This window comes from Rhodococcus sp. RDE2 (assembly GCF_020885655.1).
In the GTDB taxonomy this organism is placed as follows: Bacteria; Actinomycetota; Actinomycetes; order Mycobacteriales; family Mycobacteriaceae; genus Rhodococcus; species Rhodococcus pyridinivorans.
Genome location: NZ_AP025186.1, coordinates 1,316,205 through 1,333,141 on the forward strand (window position 1 = coordinate 1,316,205; position 16,937 = coordinate 1,333,141).

Sequence of the window (16,937 nt, forward strand, 5' to 3'; positions counted from 1 at the left end):
GCCTAAGCGGGCGATCCCACCGCCCTCTTCGACATCTACGCCCCGGATGCCGTCATCTGGCACAACCACGACCTGAAAGAGCAGATGGTCGATGACAATGCTCGCGTGCTCGCCGCCATGGACCGTTGGGTGGCCGACCGCAAATACACGGAGCGGCGGATCCGTGTCTTCGAAGGTGGTGTCGTCCAGCAGAATGTTCTGCGGGGAACGAACCGGGCGAGTGGAGAACCAGTGGCGCTGCATGCCTGCGTCGTGGTCCAGGTCGGGGACGACGGCAGGATCACGCGGCTCGACGAGTACATCGACTCGGCCGAGGCGGCGATCTTCAGCGCGTGGTAGCAGTCGCCTGCTACGTGGGCACGTCCTCGATCAAGACCTGGCGCGCGCGGAGTTCGGTCGAGCAGTTGCTGCATGTGAGATGCGGCGTGAACCTCTTCTTGCAGGTGAGGTGCCTGAACGTGATCGCGGGTCCTTCAGGGGCGCGGAACCAGCGCTGGCCCCAGTCGATCATCAGAGCGATGACGGGGAAGAACGCCTCCCCTTTGTCGGTCAGGTTGTACGTCACCCAATCCGACCGGGCCGGATTGGGTGACGTGGCGATCACGCCGAGATCGTCGAACCGCCGCAGGCGGTCGGCGACCATCGCCGGCGGTGCGCTCGTCTGCTCGGACAGCTCACCGAAGCGGGTCGCCCCCAGGAACAGCGCGCCGAGTATCGCGGCGGACCAGCGGTTGCCGAGCAGTTCCATGGTGTGCGGCAGAACCTGCGTGGGTTGTTTCGCGCTCGCTGATCGGCGGCGCCCCGCCGCGGCCGGAACACTGCGCGACCAGGCCCCGCTGGGGCCCAGGCTCGCCCCAACGGAGTGCCGGTCGGCGTTGTCGCCACACGCACCGCACGTGAGTATCGGGATGAACGTCTCGCCGCACGCTGTGTGGCGCATCCTCGGCAGGGGGATGTCGGTCTCCGGTGCCCAGGAGTTCTCCCACGCCCACATCGTCAGGAGGATGGGCCAGACGCTGCGTCCGCGCGCGGTCAGGACGTACTCGAAGCGTGCCGGCCTGTCCGAATACTTGACCTTGTCGAAGACGCCGAGATCGGTGAGTCGTGTCAGCCGTGCGGCGAGGACGGAGTTCGAGATCGCGCCGTGGGCCATCCAGTCCCCGTAGCGCCGGCACCCTTCGATCGCATGACGCAGGATCCACAGATTCCACTCGTCGCCGAGGGCGCCGAGAGTCACCGCGATCGCATTGTCGCCCCCGGCGGGCAGTTCGGAATACCTGTGTTGTCTTGCCACGTCGGCCACTGTAGTAGGGCCTGTCCATGGTGCTCGACCGGATCTGCCGAGCGGTTGTGGCGAACCATGCGTGACGGCTTCGAACACGGCTGGTCCCCCGTGTCGCTGTCTGCGTAGCTCACTTCGTGCCCAAGCGGAACAGTTGCTGCCGATCGACGGATTGTTTGACGTCGCCCAGCCGATCAGTGGGGATCAACGGCAGCGGCCGTCGCCGCAGGAGACGTTCGATCGGGCGATTCATATGGGCTCCCTGTTCGCCGATTCCGAGCAGGACCGGGATCTGGCTGTGAAGGTCCTCGACCGGGCTCTGCATCGCAGCGATGAGGAGCCGACCGCGCGATCGGGGTGTGTGACCGCGCGGTCGTGTCACAGTCAGTCGTCCTGTCAACCGACCACGAAGCTGACGGTGGTCGTCGTGCTGCCACCGAAGTTGAGCATGCCTGCCCGGCGGGCGTCTGCCACTTGGTAGTCGCCCGCGCTACCGTTGACCTGGCGGTGGCAGTCGAGGAGCATCCGGACACCGGTCGCGCCGACGGGATGCCCACCGCCGAGCAGGCCGCCGCTCGGATTCATCGGAATCCGGCCGCCGATCTCCAGGTCGCCCGACTCGACGGCACGCCAGCTCTCGCCGGGCGGGGTGATCCCGAAGTGATCGATCGCCATGTACTCGCTTACGGTGAAGCAGTCGTGCGTTTCGATCAGGTCGAGGTCGTCGACGCCCTCGATGCCCGCGCGGGTGAACGCATCCTCGATGGCGCCTGCGACGTGCGGGAACATCAGTGGCGTGTCGGCGCTGCGTGCCAGCTTCTCCTCGAGGAGCAGTCCCACCGTGCGATGACCCCAGCCGAGGATGCGCGACATCGGCTGCTCGCGCAGTTCGGGACGGGCCGCGAGGTAGCGCTCGGACAGTAGTATCACGCCCGCGCCGCCGTCGGTCAGTGGGCCGCAGTCGGCCTTGTGCAGCCGGCCCTCGACGACGGGGTTGGCCTCGTCATCCGCGGTGAAGGAGGCCGGCCCGTACTCGCGGACGCGGGTCTGCGCGTTCGGGTTCCTGCGGGCGTTACGTGTGTTCAGTTCGGCGATGCTCCACAGGTGCTGCGGATCGACACCGTAGCGCTTGTCGTACTCCTCCGCGACGCGGCTGAACATGTAGGGCCACATGTACTTTGCATCCTGGCCCTCGTGCCCGATCCACGCGGCGCCCTCCATGTACTGTGCACCGAGGTCGCCCGGCACGTTCCTCTCCAGTTCGACGCCGACGACAAGTGCGCAGTCGTATCGGCCGGACTCGAGGTCCGCCATCGCGGCGAGGATCGCGAGAGATCCGGAGCCGCAGGCGCCTTCGTGTCGGGTTGCGGGGACGTTCCACAATTCGGGTTCGACCGAGGCGGGCATCGCGCTCAGGTGGCCCTGGCCGGTGTACACCTGTCCGAAGGCGTTGGCCACGTGGATGACGTCGATGTCGCCGACGGGAATGTTCGAGGAGTCGAGGGTTCCCTTGACGATCTCCGCGGTCAGGCCGCTGAGGTCGAGCCCCTCCTTGGTGAGGTTGCGGGAGAAGTCCGACTGGTATCCGCCGGCGATCCACACGGGTTCGGGGGTCATGGTGTCACCGCTTTCTGGGTGCTCGAGGCAGCTGATGCTTACTACAACTATAAGAGTATATCGCGAGGGGGAGTTCGGGGTGATTCTGCGCCCATGCTTGACAATGGCACGCCAGCTCGTCACTCTTTTAATTGTAGAACGAGGCCCGGGATTGCGACCCTGGTGGACGTCGGGGCCGCGACATGTGAAAGGTGAACAAGGTCATGGACGTTGACGTTGTCGGGCGGTTGCTGTCCACCCTCCCCGAGGATGACGACCACCCCTACCGGACCGGGCCGTGGCGCCCGCAGACCACCGAGTGGAAGGCGGACGATCTTCGGGTCGTCGAGGGTGCAGTCCCCGCGGACCTCGATGGGGTCTACCTGCGCAACACCGAGAACCCCTTACATCCGGCCATTCGGAACTATCACCCCTTCGACGGTGACGGCATGGTTCACGCGGTGGGATTCCGCGACGGAAAGGCGTTCTACCGCAACAGGTTCGTTCGGACCGACGGGCTGCTCGCGGAGAACGAGGCCGGCCATGCCATCTGGGCCGGCGCGTCGGAGATGCCCGCGTGGTCCAAGCGCGAGGACGGCTGGGGTGCGCGGCGTCGGATGAAGGACGCGTCGAGCACCGACGTCGTCGTACACCGCGGCACGGCCCTGACCGGCTTCTGGCAGTGCGGTGACCTGTACCGCCTCGATCCGTACTCGGCCGAGACCCTCGGTAAGGAGGACTGGAACGGAAAGTTCCCGTACCACTGGGGTGTGTCGGCGCATCCGAAGGTCGACGACAGCACCGGCGAGATGCTGTTCTTCAACTACAGCAAGGAGGCGCCGTACATGAAGTACGGCGTCGTCGACAGCAACAACGATCTCGTCCACTATGTCGACATTCCGCTCCCCGGTCCACGCCTGCCACATGACATGGCGTTCACCGAGAACTACGCTATTCTCAACGACCTGCCGATGTTCTGGGATCCGAGGGGACTCGAGCACGGCATCCACTCGCCGAAGTTCCACCGCGACATGCCGGCGCGGTTCGCGGTGATCCCGCGGCGCGGCCAGACGGCCGACATCAGGTGGTTCGAGGCGGATCCGACCTACGTCCTGCACTTCGCCAATGCCTACGAAGACGGCGACGAGATCGTCCTCGACGGCTTCTACCAGGGTGCCCCAGAACCCTCTCTGGACGGGCTGGCCAACAAGTGGGAGAAGGCCTTCCGATTCCTGGCGCTCGACTTCCTGCAGACCCGCTTGCATCGTTGGCGGTTCAATCTCGTCACCGGGCAGGTGAAGGAGGAGCCGCTCAGCGAGCGGATCACCGAGTTTGGCATGATCAACGGCACGCACGGCGGCCGTGAACACCGCTACGTGTACGCCGCGACCGGCAAGCCGGGATGGTTCCTGTTCAACGGGCTGGTCAAGCACGATATCCAGACCGGTAAGGAGGAGAACTACGCCTTCGGTGAGGGTGTCTACGGCAGCGAGACCTCGATGGCGCCCCGCGTGGGCAGCAAGTCCGAGGACGACGGATACCTCGTCACCCTGACCACCGACATGAACGAGGATGCCTCGTACTGCCTGGTGTTCGACGCGGCCCGGGTAGGGGACGGGCCTGTCTGCAAGCTCGAGCTTCCGGAGCGGATCTCCAGCGGTACGCACTCGACCTGGGCGTCGGGTGAGGAAATCCGCCGGTGGCGCAGCGTCGACAACGCGGCCGAGGCCATCGGCCTGTAGGTCGTCTCGTCGGGTCCCGGCAGTTGTCCAGCGCCTGCCGGGGCCCTACGAGCGCCCCGCCGATTCGTACGAAATACACAAATAAGACTGTTGATCCTGTATTCAGTGCTTTTGGGTGGTCATGGCGGGGATCTCGGGACACTCGCCGGCGCAACGCTGACCTCGGCTTGTGGAGCCGCGAACGGACGAGATTCGCGGCTCTGTCCACGGCTTCGAGCCATCTCCTCCCTTATTGAGACACTCTCACTATTGTAGTAGCGTGCGTCACGCTGCTGGTTGAAGCAGCAGGCGGGAAGGGCCGGTGATGTCGACGGGCCGCCACTCGAACGCAGATGTCAGTTGTCAGAAAGGTGGACTCATGGTTCAGGCCAAGCGCGGACTGCACCCGAAAAGTCGTGTCGACGACTACCTCGAGCGTGGATGGTGGACGACGGACACACTGGACCAGTTGTTCCTCGATCAGGTGACCGCGCGTGGCGACGCCACCGCGATCGTCGACCCCGCGAACCGTCGGGACCTGGTCGGGTCCGATCCGCGGCGGGTGTCCTGGAACGAATTGGAAGCCGAGGTCACACATCTCGCGGCTCGTCTGGTCGAACACGGCATCGTTCGAGGCGACGTCATCGGGGTTCAGCTGCCGAACTCCATCGAACTGGCCGAGGTCTACCTCGCCGCCTGGTCGATCGGTGCGGTCGTCTCGCCGCTCGCGATGCAGTACCGCGAGCACGAACTCGTCACCATGGCCAACCGGGCCGAATTCGTGACCCTGGTGACCGTCAACCAGTTCGGTGCCCGTAACCCGGCGGCCGACGCCGTCGCCGCGCGGGACCAGATCCCCACCCTCCGATCGGTGCTGACCCTCGGCGCAGCGATCGAGGCGACCGATGCCCCGGACGCCCACATAGTCCCGGCCACGGCATCTGCAAGTGATCGCGAGCTGGTCGGGGCGCGGCGTTCGGACGATCCGAACGACCCCAACGACTGTGTGACGATCTGCTGGACCTCCGGAACCGAAGGGGAGCCGAAGGGCGTCCCGCGCACGCACTTCGACTGGATCTCGTTCTCGGTCGCGACGATCGACGCGCCGCGTGTCGTCGTCGACGATGTCCTGCTCAATCCGTTCCCCATGATCAACATGGCAGGCATCAACGGCATGTTCCTGCCGTGGCTCGTCACCGGCGCGACGCTCGTGCAGCACCACCCGTTCGACGCCCCCACGTTCTTCCGGCAGATCGCGGTCGAGCGGGTCACCTACACCCTTGCGCCGCCGGCGCTGCTGTGGATGCTGCTGCACAACGACGCCCTGCTCGCCAAGATCGATCTCTCCAGTCTCACCCGCATCGGTTCGGGTTCGGCGCCGCTCCAGCCGGCGATGGTGCGCGGCTGGCAAGAGAAGTTCGGGTTGAGTGTAATCAACTTCTTCGGGTCGAACGAGGGCGTCTCCCTGCTGTCGAGCGCGGAAGACTTCCCGGATCCGGACAACCGGGCGCGGTACTTCCCGCGGTACGGCACCCCGGGCATCACGTGGTCCTCCCGGATCGCCAAGAGGGTCAGCGTCAAGCTCGTGGACCCCGAGTCCGGAGAGGAGATCTCCGAGCCGGGCCGCCCGGGTGAACTCCACCTCGCGGGCCCCACGATCTTCCCCGGCTACGTCGACGGCGAAAACCTGGACAGCCCCTTCGACGAGGACGGCTACCTCAAGACCGGGGACATCTTCGAGATCGCGGGAGACGACAACCAGTACCTGCGCTACGTCGACCGCGGCAAGGACCTGGTGATCCGTGGCGGCATGAACATCGCGCCGGTCGAACTGGAAGGCATCATCGCCGAACACCCGGCTGTTGCCGAGGTCGCGGTCGTCGGTGACCCGGACGAGGTGCTCGGCGAGCGTGTCGCGGCCGTCGTCGTCCTCCGCGAGAATGCGACCCTGTCACTCGACGAGCTCGTCGCCTTCCTGAAGGAGCGCAAGATCGCCTCGTTCAAACTGCCCGAGCGACTCGACATTCGCGAGGAGCTTCCGCGAAATGCAGTGGGCAAGTTGCTCAAGCGCGAACTCCGCAAGCAGCCGACAAACGTCGACTGACCCGGCAATCCCGTTCCAGGAAGAGGAAGTTCGTAGATGGTGTATCGCGTCGTCCAATGGGCCACAGGGGCAATGGGAACGGCTGTCCTGCGTGGTGTGATCGACCATCCCGCTCTCGAACTGGTCGGGGTGTTCGTCTACGGCGAGGAGAAAGAGGGACTCGACGCAGGCGTCATCGCGCGCCGTCCCGACACCGGGGTGATCGCGACGCGTTCGGTGGAGGACATCCTCGCGCTCGACGCGGACGTCGTGATCCACGCGTCCCGGCTCGGACCGTACGGCAGTCACGACGACGAGATCATCGCTCTTCTGGAATCGGGCAAGAACGTCATCAGCATCAACGGGTACAGCCATCCGGGGTACTGGCCGGGCCCTCGGGCCGCGGCGCTCGCCGCTGCGGGGGAGAAGGGCGGCGCGACCCTCGTGTCCGCCGGCCTGAACCCCGGCTTCGTCGGCGAACAGCTCGCCGTCGTGGCCTCGGGCCTGACGATGGACCTCGACTCGATCGAGATCGTGGAAAATGTCGACAGCACCGCCATCCGAAATCCCGGATATCTCTTCGGCACACTCGGTTTCGGCTCCGATTCGGCGAAGGTCGACCCGAACGACGTCAACTGGGGCCCGGTGTCGGCGTTGAACGGAATGTTCGAGGAGGCCGTCGGTGCCGTCGCCGCGCGACTCGGGCTCGTCCTCGATACCGTGGAGACCGACCACCGGGTGTACGCCGCGCCGCACGACCTCGAGCTCCGTGCCGGTCTGTTGAAGAGGGGCACGGTGAGCCACACCAACTGGCGGTGGACCGGGATCGTCGGCGGCAGGCCCATGATCACGATCTCGATCAACTGGTACGTCGACAGCACGCACCTCGATCGCCCGGATCCGCCGCTGTGGCAGGTGAACCTCGTCGGTCATCCCGGCGCGACGATCTCCGTGGACCTGCACAAGCACCCGTCGGACACCACGAAGATGACGAGTGAGCAGTACGCGGTGGCGGCCGCGGTGGTCAACACCGTCCCGCAGGTGTGCGCCGCACCGGCAGGACTGCTGATCCGGCCCGTCGTCACGCCGTTCCGAGGCGACTTCGATCAGGCGGGGGCCGCACGACCCTGCTCCTGAGCATCCACAACTCGACTCGACGTGACGGGGCACGCGGTCGCCTGCCCCTCGACGATTGGACATTGCCATGCCAAAGTTTGTTCCCGGCGTCTTCGTCTACGACGCCGTACGAACCCCGAAGGGACGTGTCAGGCGGACCGGGGGAACCCTCGCAGACGTTCCCGCCCACGAACTTCTCGCGACTCTGCTACGGGCACTGCGGAACCGAGGACTCGATGCGAACCTCGTCGAGGACATGGTCATCGGCACCAGCACCGCTGCAGGCGAGCAGGGCGGTGACATTGCGCGCGCTGCCGCACTGTGGGCAGGATGGCCGGACGGTGTGCCTGGCGGCGTGGTCTCGCGATTGTGCTGCTCGGGGCTCGACGCGATCGGCACGGCCGCGGCGAAGGTCGGCGCGGGGATGCACGATGTCGTCGTCGCCGGAGGTGTGGAGTCGATGTCTCGGGTACCGATGCTCGTCGACAAGCCCGCCTTCGCCTTCGAGGGCGACCTGCAGGATGCCACCGGATACGTCACGATCGGCGTCGCGGCCGACATGACCGCCGCGGACGCCGGGTTCACCCGCGAGGAGCTGGATCACTATGCGGTGACCTCCCACCGCCGTTCGGTGGCAGCACCGTCGTCCGACTCGATCATCCCGGTCATGGCCGGTGACACGGTGATCCTGGATCGGGACGAGGGAGCGCGGGCGGACGCCGACATCGGAGAGTTCGCGGCGCTGCCGACGCTCTTCGCCGACGATCCGTCGTGGGCTCGCGTCGCACGCCAACTTCCGGATTCGTCGCGTCCGGAGGGGGGACTGCACACCGTGGGTACCGCACCTCAGTTGGCGGACGGCGCCGCGGCCGTCGTGCTCGGGTCGGCCGCCGCGGCGGCGGTGATCGGGTCCAAGCCGATCGGCCGGATCGTCGGCGTGGGCCAGGCGGCCGTCCGATCTCCGGGGCTGACCGCAGGTGTACACGCGGCACGGGACGCGCTGAATCGCGCGGGACTCACCGCAGCGGATCTGGACGTGGTAGAGGCCAACGAATCCTTCTCTGTGTCACCGCTGTTGATGACGAAGGAGTTGAACCTCGATCCGGATCGGGTCAACCCCAACGGGGGCGCTGTGGCGACGGGTCATCCGTTGGGTGCGAGCGGTGGCTCGATCCTGGTGAACGCACTGGATCACCTGGCCAGAGTCGACGGCGAGTTCGCTCTCCTCGCCATTCCCGGTGGGCTCGGCCTCGGCGCGGCGGTGATCGTCCAGCGTGTGTGACCGACCACCCGCACCACGACGGAAGGACCACGACCGAATGACCACCATGGACGGCACGACCGACGGCGTTCTCGGGGCCGACACCCGAGGCGGGGTGATCGACCAGCGTGCTCGTTTCGACGACACGCTCGCGGCACTCGAACTCACCCCGCTCGGTGGCGATCGATTCCGTGCCGGCAGCATCGATTTGGGCTTCCCCCGCCTCTTCGGGGGGCAGTTGCTCGCACAGTCGCTGGTCGCGGCAGGGCTGACGACAGAGGCTCCGTCCCGTCCCCATTCGTTGCACGCCTACTTCCTCGCCGGGGGAACGCCCGACGAGCCCCTGGAGTTCGCGGTCTCGCGGTCGCGGGACGGTCGCCGCATGTCGAGCAGACTGGTGACCGTCGAGCAGGCGGGGAAGATTCTCTGCCACGCGATGGTGTCGTCGACGCCTCCGATGGACGGGCTGGAGCATCAGGACCGGATGCCCGACGTCCCACCGGCGGAGCAGTGCCCTACCATGGCCGAATGGGCCGAACCCTGGGGAGGCGTGCCGGAGATCTGGTCCACCACCACCGTCGCGGACCTGAGGGTGGTGCCGGACGCGCCTGCCGGTTCGACCATGGTCTGGCTGCGCGCCGCCGGTTCCGTGCCTTCCGACCCCGTCCTGAATCAGGCAGTGACGCTGATGATGTCGGACATCACTGCGCTGTCGGCGAGCCTGGTCCCGCACGGGGTGCCGGTCGGCGGCGAGCACCTCGGCGACCATCCGTGGGATGGCGTGTCCATCGACCACGCGATGTGGTTCCACCGTCCGGCCCCGGCCGACCGGTGGTTGCTCTACGCGCAGAGATCTCCCACCGCATCGTCAGGTCGAGGTCTGACGGTCGCCGACGTGTTCGACGAGGATGGCCGCTGTGTGGGTTCGTTCGTGCAGGAGGGGTTGTTCTTCTCGCCCGGTAGCCGGTGACCCGGAGGCACGTGGCGAACGCCGCGTGCGTATCACCCACAGGAGGAAAGGAAGTCGAATCAACGACGAAGAGAAACTGGTCGTTGCCGAACGCATGTTCCACGCCTGGGACACCATGGACTGGGACGCTGTGGTCGACCTGTTCGCCCGGGACAGGGTCCTTCACAGTGTGATGCAGGAACCGCTCGTCGGGCGCGACGCAATCGCGGAGCGTATCTACGCTCTCGGCAGCGGGACCGAGCGCATCAAGCTGCACATCAAGGCGCTCGGCGTCATCGACGGACGTGTTTTCGTCGAGCGCGTCGACGACTTCGAGTTCAACGGCCATCACGGCGAGGTCCCTGTGGTCGGGGTTCTCCGGATGGCCGACGGCCTCGTCACCGAATGGCTCGAGTACTACGATCGGGCGACCCTCGTGGCTGGGATGGGCCTGACGGCGGATTCGCACTGAGGACGCAGATGTGTCCGATGCTTCGCTCCGACATCGGATTCGTGCCGACCCCGTTCGATCCGACAGCGGAAGGATTGGGCAGTTTTCGCGCTCCGGCGTTCGACGGTCGGCTCCCGTACGAGGTCGGCGGCCGGCACGAGCGATCCTTGCGCTGTTCGTCGGCCCTGCCGGTGCTGAAGTCGTACTCGGCGAGATCTCTGCACGATCGCGTGCGAGATCTCGGCTACCGAGTTCGTCTCGAACGTTTCCTCGGAGGAATCTCGGGCGAACCTTGCAGGATCCACTCGGCGACGGCTTCCTCGGTGAAGAAGAACCGGCTGTGAGGGTTCCGCGGTAGATGCTCGCGAGCGCCTGAGTTCGCGGCTCTACGGACACGGACCTCGCCGCGCTTGGAGGCTGCCATCAGCTGCTTTACGTCCATGATTTTTGGGATGGGCATACCGAGAAGATAGGTCGCTGCCATCGAGAAACATGTCACTGGACGGTACCTCCGCATGATAGGAGCTGGCCCGTCCGCAGCGCGTCCGCAGGAGTCTCGATCGAGCTCAACCCGCCGCAGCGCCACCCACAAGTGAAAGTCCAGGTAGGAGTGGTTCTCGACGGTAGGCGTTCGCAGCGAACGCCCAGCACCGAGTTCCGCTTCAACGTGTATGAGCTACGTTCCCTCGGCTCAGGTGCTCATCAGTGCGAAGTACGGTGCTGGTGAGCGCCCGTTTTCTTGCGCACCTGCTCCGTACCCGTTGCCTAGGGCTGATCAATGGCCGATGGGACCGGATAGTGGACAATGCCCTGCCCCGCCGGTCCACTGGGAGCTGCCGGTAACGTCTCCGGGCATGAAGCAGATCGTCCCGGATCCCCGTCGGGTTCGCCTCATGCCATGCGCGGGTGAATCGGTTGAATTCTAACTGTCTGTCGATGGACTTCGTGCCCTGATCGCGCGTTGCCAGATAGTGATCGAGTGAACCATGTGCGCACGACTTGGCTGCACCTTTGGCCCTCGGGGATCGCCGTCGCCGAAGTCAGCGGACCGGCCAGCTGTGCCCGGGACGCACGCTTGGCCGGCTGCGGCTCCGCGAATGGGATGCCGCCGAGTTTCGCTGCGATCCGTCGAGTCAGGAGTTCCTTGCTGCCGGAGACTCTGATGTCGAGCTTCCTGGCGAGGTCGGCCAATTCGTCCTCGAGTCAAAACCAACGGAGCAGTTCGGCGCTGGTCAGGTCACCTGTCAAGGCGGGGCGGTTCTCGGCGGATACGGTGGTCCATGCTACTGGGGGCAACGCGCCGAGAGCTCGACGCGTGGCTGCCGGCCGCAAAGAACGCGTGGACCCATGCTCCGGAGTACTACCCCTACGGCACAGTGACAGGTTGTCAGGTACCGGAATGCGGCGGAGTTCCGTTCGGATCGGCGCCTCTTCGCGCAGCCGCTCCGGGTCGTCTCCGTGCCGTGACCGGTCGTCCTCGGTACCCAGGGGTAGCGGTATCCCGTAACCACTGCATGACGAAGCACGGATCGAGCCGAACGTGCTCAGTCTTCCGGCAGCGGTGCTTCGTCCAGGATGCGCCGCGTGACGAACCGGCGTTCGGCGCCCGACAGAGGGTCGACGAATTCGAGTTCCCGCGCGAGCAATTGGAGGGGGAGCGAATGGTCGTCCGGTGTCTCGGGCAGCAGGACGGGATACCAGTGGTCGCCGAGGATCCCGATACCGAGCGCCGTCAGGTGTACTCGCAGCTGATGCATCCGACCCGTGCGCGGGCGCAGCAGGGTGTGCAGGACGGCCCGTCCCGACCTGCTCATCCCGGATCCGAGCACCTCGATCAGCGTCTCCGAGTTGGGTTCGCGGGTGTCGTCGACGACGACGCGCAACTCACCGCGCCGCGCCTCGATGTGATTGCGGTACAACACGGGGAGCGGACGTCCCGCGATCTCCGGCGTTGCCGGATCCCATTCCGCCGGCAGTGCAGACACCGCCTCGTACACCTTGGTGACCCGGCGCTTCTCGAACAACGACTGGTAGGCACCGCGCGTCTCGGGCCGGGCCGAGAACATCACGAGCCCGGCGGTCGCCCGGTCGAGCCGGTGGATCGGTGTCAGATCCGGGTTGTCGAGGCGGGTGCGCAACCGGACCAGCGCCGACTCGCGCAGGTAGCGCCCGCCCGGAGTGGTCGGCAGGAAGTGCGGTTTGTCGACCACGACGAGGTCGTCGTCCACATGCAGGATCTCCTCGTGGAACGGCACCGGTTCCTCGACGGGCAGATCGCGGTAGTACCAGACGAACCGGTGCTCTCGGAGTTCGGTGCTGCGACCGATCGGTTCTCCGTCGATGCCCACGATCTCGCCGTCGTCGAATCGGCGGTAGAGATCGTCGGCGTCGAGATGGTCGAAGCGTGCGACGACGTACTCGGCGACCGTCGACCACGGACCGGAGGTCGGAACACGCAGTCGCGTGGGCCCGACCCCGTTCCTGACGGGCAAGGGTGAGGGCATCGGCACGGGCACCATCCTCCCATCGGCTGCAACGTGAGCTGCGCCTCGGGTGATCGGCGGTGGCGCGATCGGAGAGCGAGGCGCGGTTCACAGATGCTCGTCGGGGACGGCCGACACCGTTCTGCCACCATGTCCGCATGACTGCACCGGCCCGGCTCGGCATCCCGACCGGCACGCTCGCGCTGCTGGCCGCCCTGTACTTCGCGCAGGGTCTGCCGTACGGGTTCTTCACCCAAGCGCTTCCGGTGGTGCTGCGCGAGTCCGGTTTCTCGTTGATCGCGATCAGCGCGACGGGTGTGCTCTTCGCGCCGTGGGCGCTGAAGTTCCTGTGGGCGCCGTACGTCGACCACTACGGGACCCGGCGGCAGTGGTTGCTCTCGCTCCAGCTCGCGGCGTCGGCGGTGTCGTTGATCCTGGCGTGCCTCGACCTGTCGTCGACGCTGCGGTGGCTGCTCGTCGGCATCGCGGTGGTCAACGCCCTCTCGGCAACGCAGGACGTCGCGACCGACGGTCTGGCCGTGCAACTGCTCGGACCGAAACAACGCGGGCTGGGGAACGGCATCCAGGTCGGTGCGTACCGCATCGGGATGATCGTCGGTGGGGGAGCGCTGCTGTGGGTGTTCTCCCTCGCGGGTTGGCGCAGCCTGTTCCTCGCGATGGCATTCCTGCTGGTGCTGACGACGATCCCGGTGTGGCGACTGCCGCGCACGGAGCGACGAGCCACGACGGATCGGGAACCGCGAAGCGCGACCCGCATGACGGTCGCGTGGTGGACGCGTCTGCGCCGCCCCGGGATGCTCGCGTTCATCCTGCTCATCGGCGGCTTCAAGTTCGGTGACTCGATGGGCTCGGCGATGGTCGGTCCGTTCATGTCCGACTCGGGACTCACCCTCGGGCAGATCGCGCTGGTCAAGGGTGTGCTGTCCTCGGCAGGCGCTCTCGGCGGTGCCGCCCTCGGTGGGTGGCTGTGCTTCCGTCGCGGTCGTCGGCAAGCCCTGCTGATCGGTGGCGTGACCCAGACAGCGAGCCTCGCCTTGTACGTCGTCGCGTCGCTCGGCTACGGCGGGTTCGGGCTCATCGTCTCCGCGAGCCTGGCCGAACACGTCCTCGGCGGCGCCGCGACGGTCGCGGTGTTCACGCTCATGATGGACGCCGCGGACAGGGACCACGCCGGCAGCGACTACACCCTGCTCGCGTGCGCGATCGTCGTGGTGCAGGGCATCGCGGGCTTCACCGCCGGTGTGGTCGGAGACGTGTTCGGTTATCCCGCGCTGTTCGGCACGAGCCTGGTGCTGTCGGGAATCGGATGTGCCGTCCTGCTGCTCGCTCTTGATCGAGGCATCGGGCCGAGCGGGGTGCACGGTGTGTGGCAGAGCGGCGCGGGGCGGGCGGCCTCGCGTCCCCGGTGATCACCGGTACCGCCGATCACTGCGACCAGTACTGCAGCATCGGCTCCTCGGCGAGCACCGTCGACCCCTCGGAGATGACGAGAGCACGCGACGAGATGCTGTACTGCACACCGGCGTTCGTGGCGGTGAAACCGTCGCCCGAGGGCACGGGGTCGTCGATCTCGATCGCCGCACCGTCGTTCGTACGAACGCCCTTGTAGTAGTACCGGCCGGCCCCGGTCTCGCACACCACGACGAGCGAGTCGGCGGTCTGGCCGATGGCGACGGCGGGATTCGTGTGGTTGCACCGCGCCTCGGGGATGCCGACGAAACCCTGGGGGTCGGTGTCCTCGGAGGCCGACACGGGCGGTAGTGGACGTGCGGGTCCGGTCGCGGGCGCGGGATTGCCGGTTGCTGTGAGTTCGAGATCCTCGATCCGCAGGGCCAGGTCGCCCGGCAGCACGGTGACGTAGCTGTTGCCCTGCACGATGCTGTTGGCCGTGATGCACTCGAAGTCGCCCGTGAGGCACGACAGCCGTTCCCAGTAGCCGCCGAGCGAATCCGTCGGGCGTAGCGCGTATTCGCCGGGGGTGATGTCGACTCCGACCTTCAGGGTGCCGTTGGTCGGGAAGCCGCTCGGGGTGGCAGGCCGGCTCGTCTGCGCTCGCGGGGTGGGCGGATCCGCCTCGGTCTGCGGGGCTGCGGATGGCGACACGGTGACCGTCACGGTCGACGGGGACGGGCTCGCGGCGACGGCGCTCTCCGATCCCGGATCGGACGAGCGGGTCAGGACGACGACCAGGGCGGCGACTGCGGCGACGACGGCGACGAGCAGGGCACCGCCCACGAGCCACGGCCACTTCGGTCGTCGCGGCGGGGTCGGGGTGGGCCAGGGTGGCGGGGGAGCGCCGTAGCCGTAGCCGTATCCGTCCGGCGGAGGCTGCATCGACATTCGGGTCCCTTCGCTGTCGCGGTGTTACGCCTCCTGATATCGCTGCCGATGTCTGCTGCTGTTACGTCATGCGGGGTAAGATCACCCGGTTTGCTGCAGGTCGTCACAGGGAAGGGTCAGTTCGGCCAGATCGTCGAGGGAGACGGGCAGCACCCGTGCGAGGGCGGCGATCGTCGCGAAGGCCGGCGTCGCCAGTCGTCCGGTCTCGATCTTCCGAAGGGTCTCCGGCGAGATGTCGGCGGCCTGAGCCACCTCGGTGAGCGTCCTGCTGCCTCGGGCATCGCGCAGCCGTCCACCCAGGCGTTTGCCGGCGGCCAGCTGTTCCGGGGTCAGGGGGAGTCGCACCATGACCCGCAGTCTAACCGCGTCGGTATGAAAATACCGATCGTCGCGATAGGGTGGTATTTAAATACCGTCTTGTGATCCTGAGGAGTGCCCACGTGTTGGAACTGAAGACCCCCGGTGAGATCGCGGCAATGGATGTGACCGGTACGTTCATCGCCGAGTTGCTCGACGACCTGACGGGCCGCGCCCGTCCCGGCGTGAACCTGCTCGACCTCGAACAGCGCGCACGGGACATGATCGAGGAACGTGGCGCGGTCTCGTGCTACTGGGATTACGCGCCGTCGTTCGGGAGCGGACCGTTCCGCAACGTCATCTGCCTGTCCGTCAACGACGCAGTGCTGCACGGACTCCCACACGACTACGTGCTCCGGGACGGCGACCTGCTCAGCATGGACATCGCGGTCTCGATCGACGGCTGGGTCGCCGATTCGGCGCGCAGCATCATCGTCGGCGCGGAGCGTCCCGAGGACCGGCATCTCGTCGAGGCGACCGAGGTGGCGCTGGCCGCGGGTATCGCCGTCGCGCTCCCCGGCAACCGCCTGGGCGACATCTCCGCGGCGATCGGCGCCGTCGCCGCCGAGTACGGCTATCCCGTCAACACCGAATTCGGTGGTCACGGTCTCGGCCGCACCATGCACGAGGATCCGCACGTGGCGAACGCCGGGCGTAAGGGGCGTGGGCTCGTGCTGCGTCCCGGCTTGACGCTCGCCCTCGAACCGTGGTTCGCGGCGGGGACGGACAAGATCGTCTACGACCCGGACGGCTGGACCATCCGCTCCGCCGACGGCTCGCGTACCGCGCACAGCGAACACACGATCGCGATCACCGAAGGTGAACCGCTGGTGCTGACGAAACGGGAGCGCGTCACCGAATAGATCCGGACGGCAGGAAGATTCGGAGTAGACACGCGGGTTTCCGCTCGGTCCGTTATGGTCGGTGCACCGACGCGCGAGAGGCGATGCAGATGCCGATGTACGAGTTCCGATGTGCCGACTGCGGGCCCTTCGACGTCTCCGTTCCCATGAGTGAAGTCTCCGCATCGGCTCCGTGCCCGCGGTGCGAGCAACAGTCTCGTCGCTCTCTCACCCCACCGCGTCTCGGTCGGGGAGGTTCGGCAGCGATGCGCCTGCACGACGCGACGGCCCGTACCGCTTCCGAGCCCGACGTCGTCTCGGGTTCCCTCCCAGGCGTATCGAGGCGTCCGTCGCGGCCGGTCACGACCGATCCCCGACATCGAACGTTGCCCCGCCCGTGATCCGACACCGCCCGTGATCCGACACCGCCCGTGA

General features: G+C 66.6%; 16 protein-coding genes and 1 pseudogene. 10 read left to right on the plus strand and 7 right to left on the minus strand.

Annotation, left to right across the window (positions count from 1 at the left end):
- Positions 1–54: 54 nt before the first annotated feature.
- A pseudogene (locus tag LPH33_RS26935) lies at positions 55–228 on the plus strand (hypothetical protein); the annotation flags it as partial.
- Positions 229–349: 121 nt separating this feature from the next.
- On the opposite strand, the gene LPH33_RS06230 reads toward LPH33_RS26935, so the two are convergent.
- From LPH33_RS06230 to LPH33_RS06235, 3 genes are all read right to left on the minus strand, one after another.
- The gene (locus LPH33_RS06230; protein WP_229567453.1) at positions 350–1,294 is read right to left on the minus strand and encodes a winged helix-turn-helix transcriptional regulator; all 945 of its coding nucleotides are present in this window, start codon (positions 1,292–1,294) and stop codon (positions 350–352) included.
- A gap of 118 nt (positions 1,295–1,412) precedes the next feature.
- Positions 1,413–1,535 (minus strand): hypothetical protein, encoded by a 123-nt coding sequence (locus tag LPH33_RS26815; protein ID WP_267499192.1) that lies wholly within the window; start codon positions 1,533–1,535, stop codon positions 1,413–1,415.
- A gap of 143 nt (positions 1,536–1,678) precedes the next feature.
- A complete protein-coding gene (locus LPH33_RS06235) occupies positions 1,679–2,899 on the minus strand; it encodes an acetyl-CoA acetyltransferase (RefSeq protein WP_229567454.1) in 1,221 nt (406 codons plus the stop codon).
- A gap of 203 nt (positions 2,900–3,102) precedes the next feature.
- On the opposite strand from LPH33_RS06235, the gene LPH33_RS06240 reads away from it, so the two are divergent.
- The 6 genes from LPH33_RS06240 (at position 3,103) to LPH33_RS06265 (ending at position 10,480) form a co-directional block, all read left to right on the plus strand.
- Positions 3,103–4,620, plus strand: coding sequence for a carotenoid oxygenase family protein (locus LPH33_RS06240; RefSeq protein ID WP_229567455.1), 1,518 nt, complete (start codon positions 3,103–3,105; stop codon positions 4,618–4,620).
- 358 nt (positions 4,621–4,978) lie between these two features.
- Positions 4,979–6,703 (plus strand): class I adenylate-forming enzyme family protein, encoded by a 1,725-nt coding sequence (locus tag LPH33_RS06245; protein WP_229567456.1) that lies wholly within the window; start codon positions 4,979–4,981, stop codon positions 6,701–6,703.
- A 72-nt stretch (positions 6,704–6,775) separates the two neighbouring features.
- Positions 6,776–7,819, plus strand: coding sequence for a hypothetical protein (locus LPH33_RS06250; protein ID WP_229567458.1), 1,044 nt, complete (start codon positions 6,776–6,778; stop codon positions 7,817–7,819).
- Positions 7,820–7,886: 67 nt separating this feature from the next.
- The gene (locus tag LPH33_RS06255; RefSeq protein WP_229567459.1) at positions 7,887–9,080 is read left to right on the plus strand and encodes a thiolase family protein; all 1,194 of its coding nucleotides are present in this window, start codon (positions 7,887–7,889) and stop codon (positions 9,078–9,080) included.
- A gap of 37 nt (positions 9,081–9,117) precedes the next feature.
- Positions 9,118–10,029: an acyl-CoA thioesterase gene (locus LPH33_RS06260; protein ID WP_229567461.1), complete on the plus strand. Its 912-nt coding sequence runs from the start codon at positions 9,118–9,120 to the stop codon at positions 10,027–10,029.
- A gap of 25 nt (positions 10,030–10,054) precedes the next feature.
- Complete coding sequence (locus LPH33_RS06265; protein ID WP_229567462.1) at positions 10,055–10,480, plus strand: nuclear transport factor 2 family protein; 426 nt, start codon at positions 10,055–10,057, stop codon at positions 10,478–10,480.
- Positions 10,481–11,350: 870 nt separating this feature from the next.
- On the opposite strand, the gene LPH33_RS26940 is transcribed toward LPH33_RS06265, so the two are convergent.
- Both LPH33_RS26940 and LPH33_RS06275 read right to left on the minus strand, forming a co-directional pair.
- Positions 11,351–11,650: an SAP domain-containing protein gene (locus LPH33_RS26940; protein WP_229567463.1), complete on the minus strand. Its 300-nt coding sequence runs from the start codon at positions 11,648–11,650 to the stop codon at positions 11,351–11,353.
- Positions 11,651–12,003: 353 nt separating this feature from the next.
- Positions 12,004–12,978 (minus strand): pseudouridine synthase, encoded by a 975-nt coding sequence (locus LPH33_RS06275; protein WP_229567464.1) that lies wholly within the window; start codon positions 12,976–12,978, stop codon positions 12,004–12,006.
- Between the two features lie 122 nt (positions 12,979–13,100).
- On the opposite strand from LPH33_RS06275, the gene LPH33_RS06280 reads away from it, so the two are divergent.
- Positions 13,101–14,372 (plus strand): MFS transporter, encoded by a 1,272-nt coding sequence (locus LPH33_RS06280; protein ID WP_071934545.1) that lies wholly within the window; start codon positions 13,101–13,103, stop codon positions 14,370–14,372.
- 16 nt (positions 14,373–14,388) lie between these two features.
- Here LPH33_RS06280 and LPH33_RS06285 read toward each other — a convergent pair whose 3' ends face one another.
- Both LPH33_RS06285 and LPH33_RS06290 read right to left on the minus strand, forming a co-directional pair.
- A complete protein-coding gene (locus tag LPH33_RS06285) occupies positions 14,389–15,303 on the minus strand; it encodes a hypothetical protein (RefSeq protein ID WP_138842094.1) in 915 nt (304 codons plus the stop codon).
- Positions 15,304–15,384: 81 nt separating this feature from the next.
- Positions 15,385–15,651: a helix-turn-helix domain-containing protein gene (locus LPH33_RS06290; RefSeq protein ID WP_006550664.1), complete on the minus strand. Its 267-nt coding sequence runs from the start codon at positions 15,649–15,651 to the stop codon at positions 15,385–15,387.
- Positions 15,652–15,743: 92 nt separating this feature from the next.
- Between LPH33_RS06290 and map the strand changes: the two genes are divergently transcribed.
- Positions 15,744–16,523 (plus strand): type I methionyl aminopeptidase, encoded by a 780-nt coding sequence (map, locus tag LPH33_RS06295; protein WP_019287982.1) that lies wholly within the window; start codon positions 15,744–15,746, stop codon positions 16,521–16,523.
- 95 nt (positions 16,524–16,618) lie between these two features.
- On the plus strand, positions 16,619–16,903 hold the full coding sequence (locus tag LPH33_RS06300; protein WP_324256236.1) for an FmdB family zinc ribbon protein: 285 nt from the start codon (positions 16,619–16,621) through the stop codon (positions 16,901–16,903).
- Positions 16,904–16,937 lie beyond the last annotated feature (34 nt).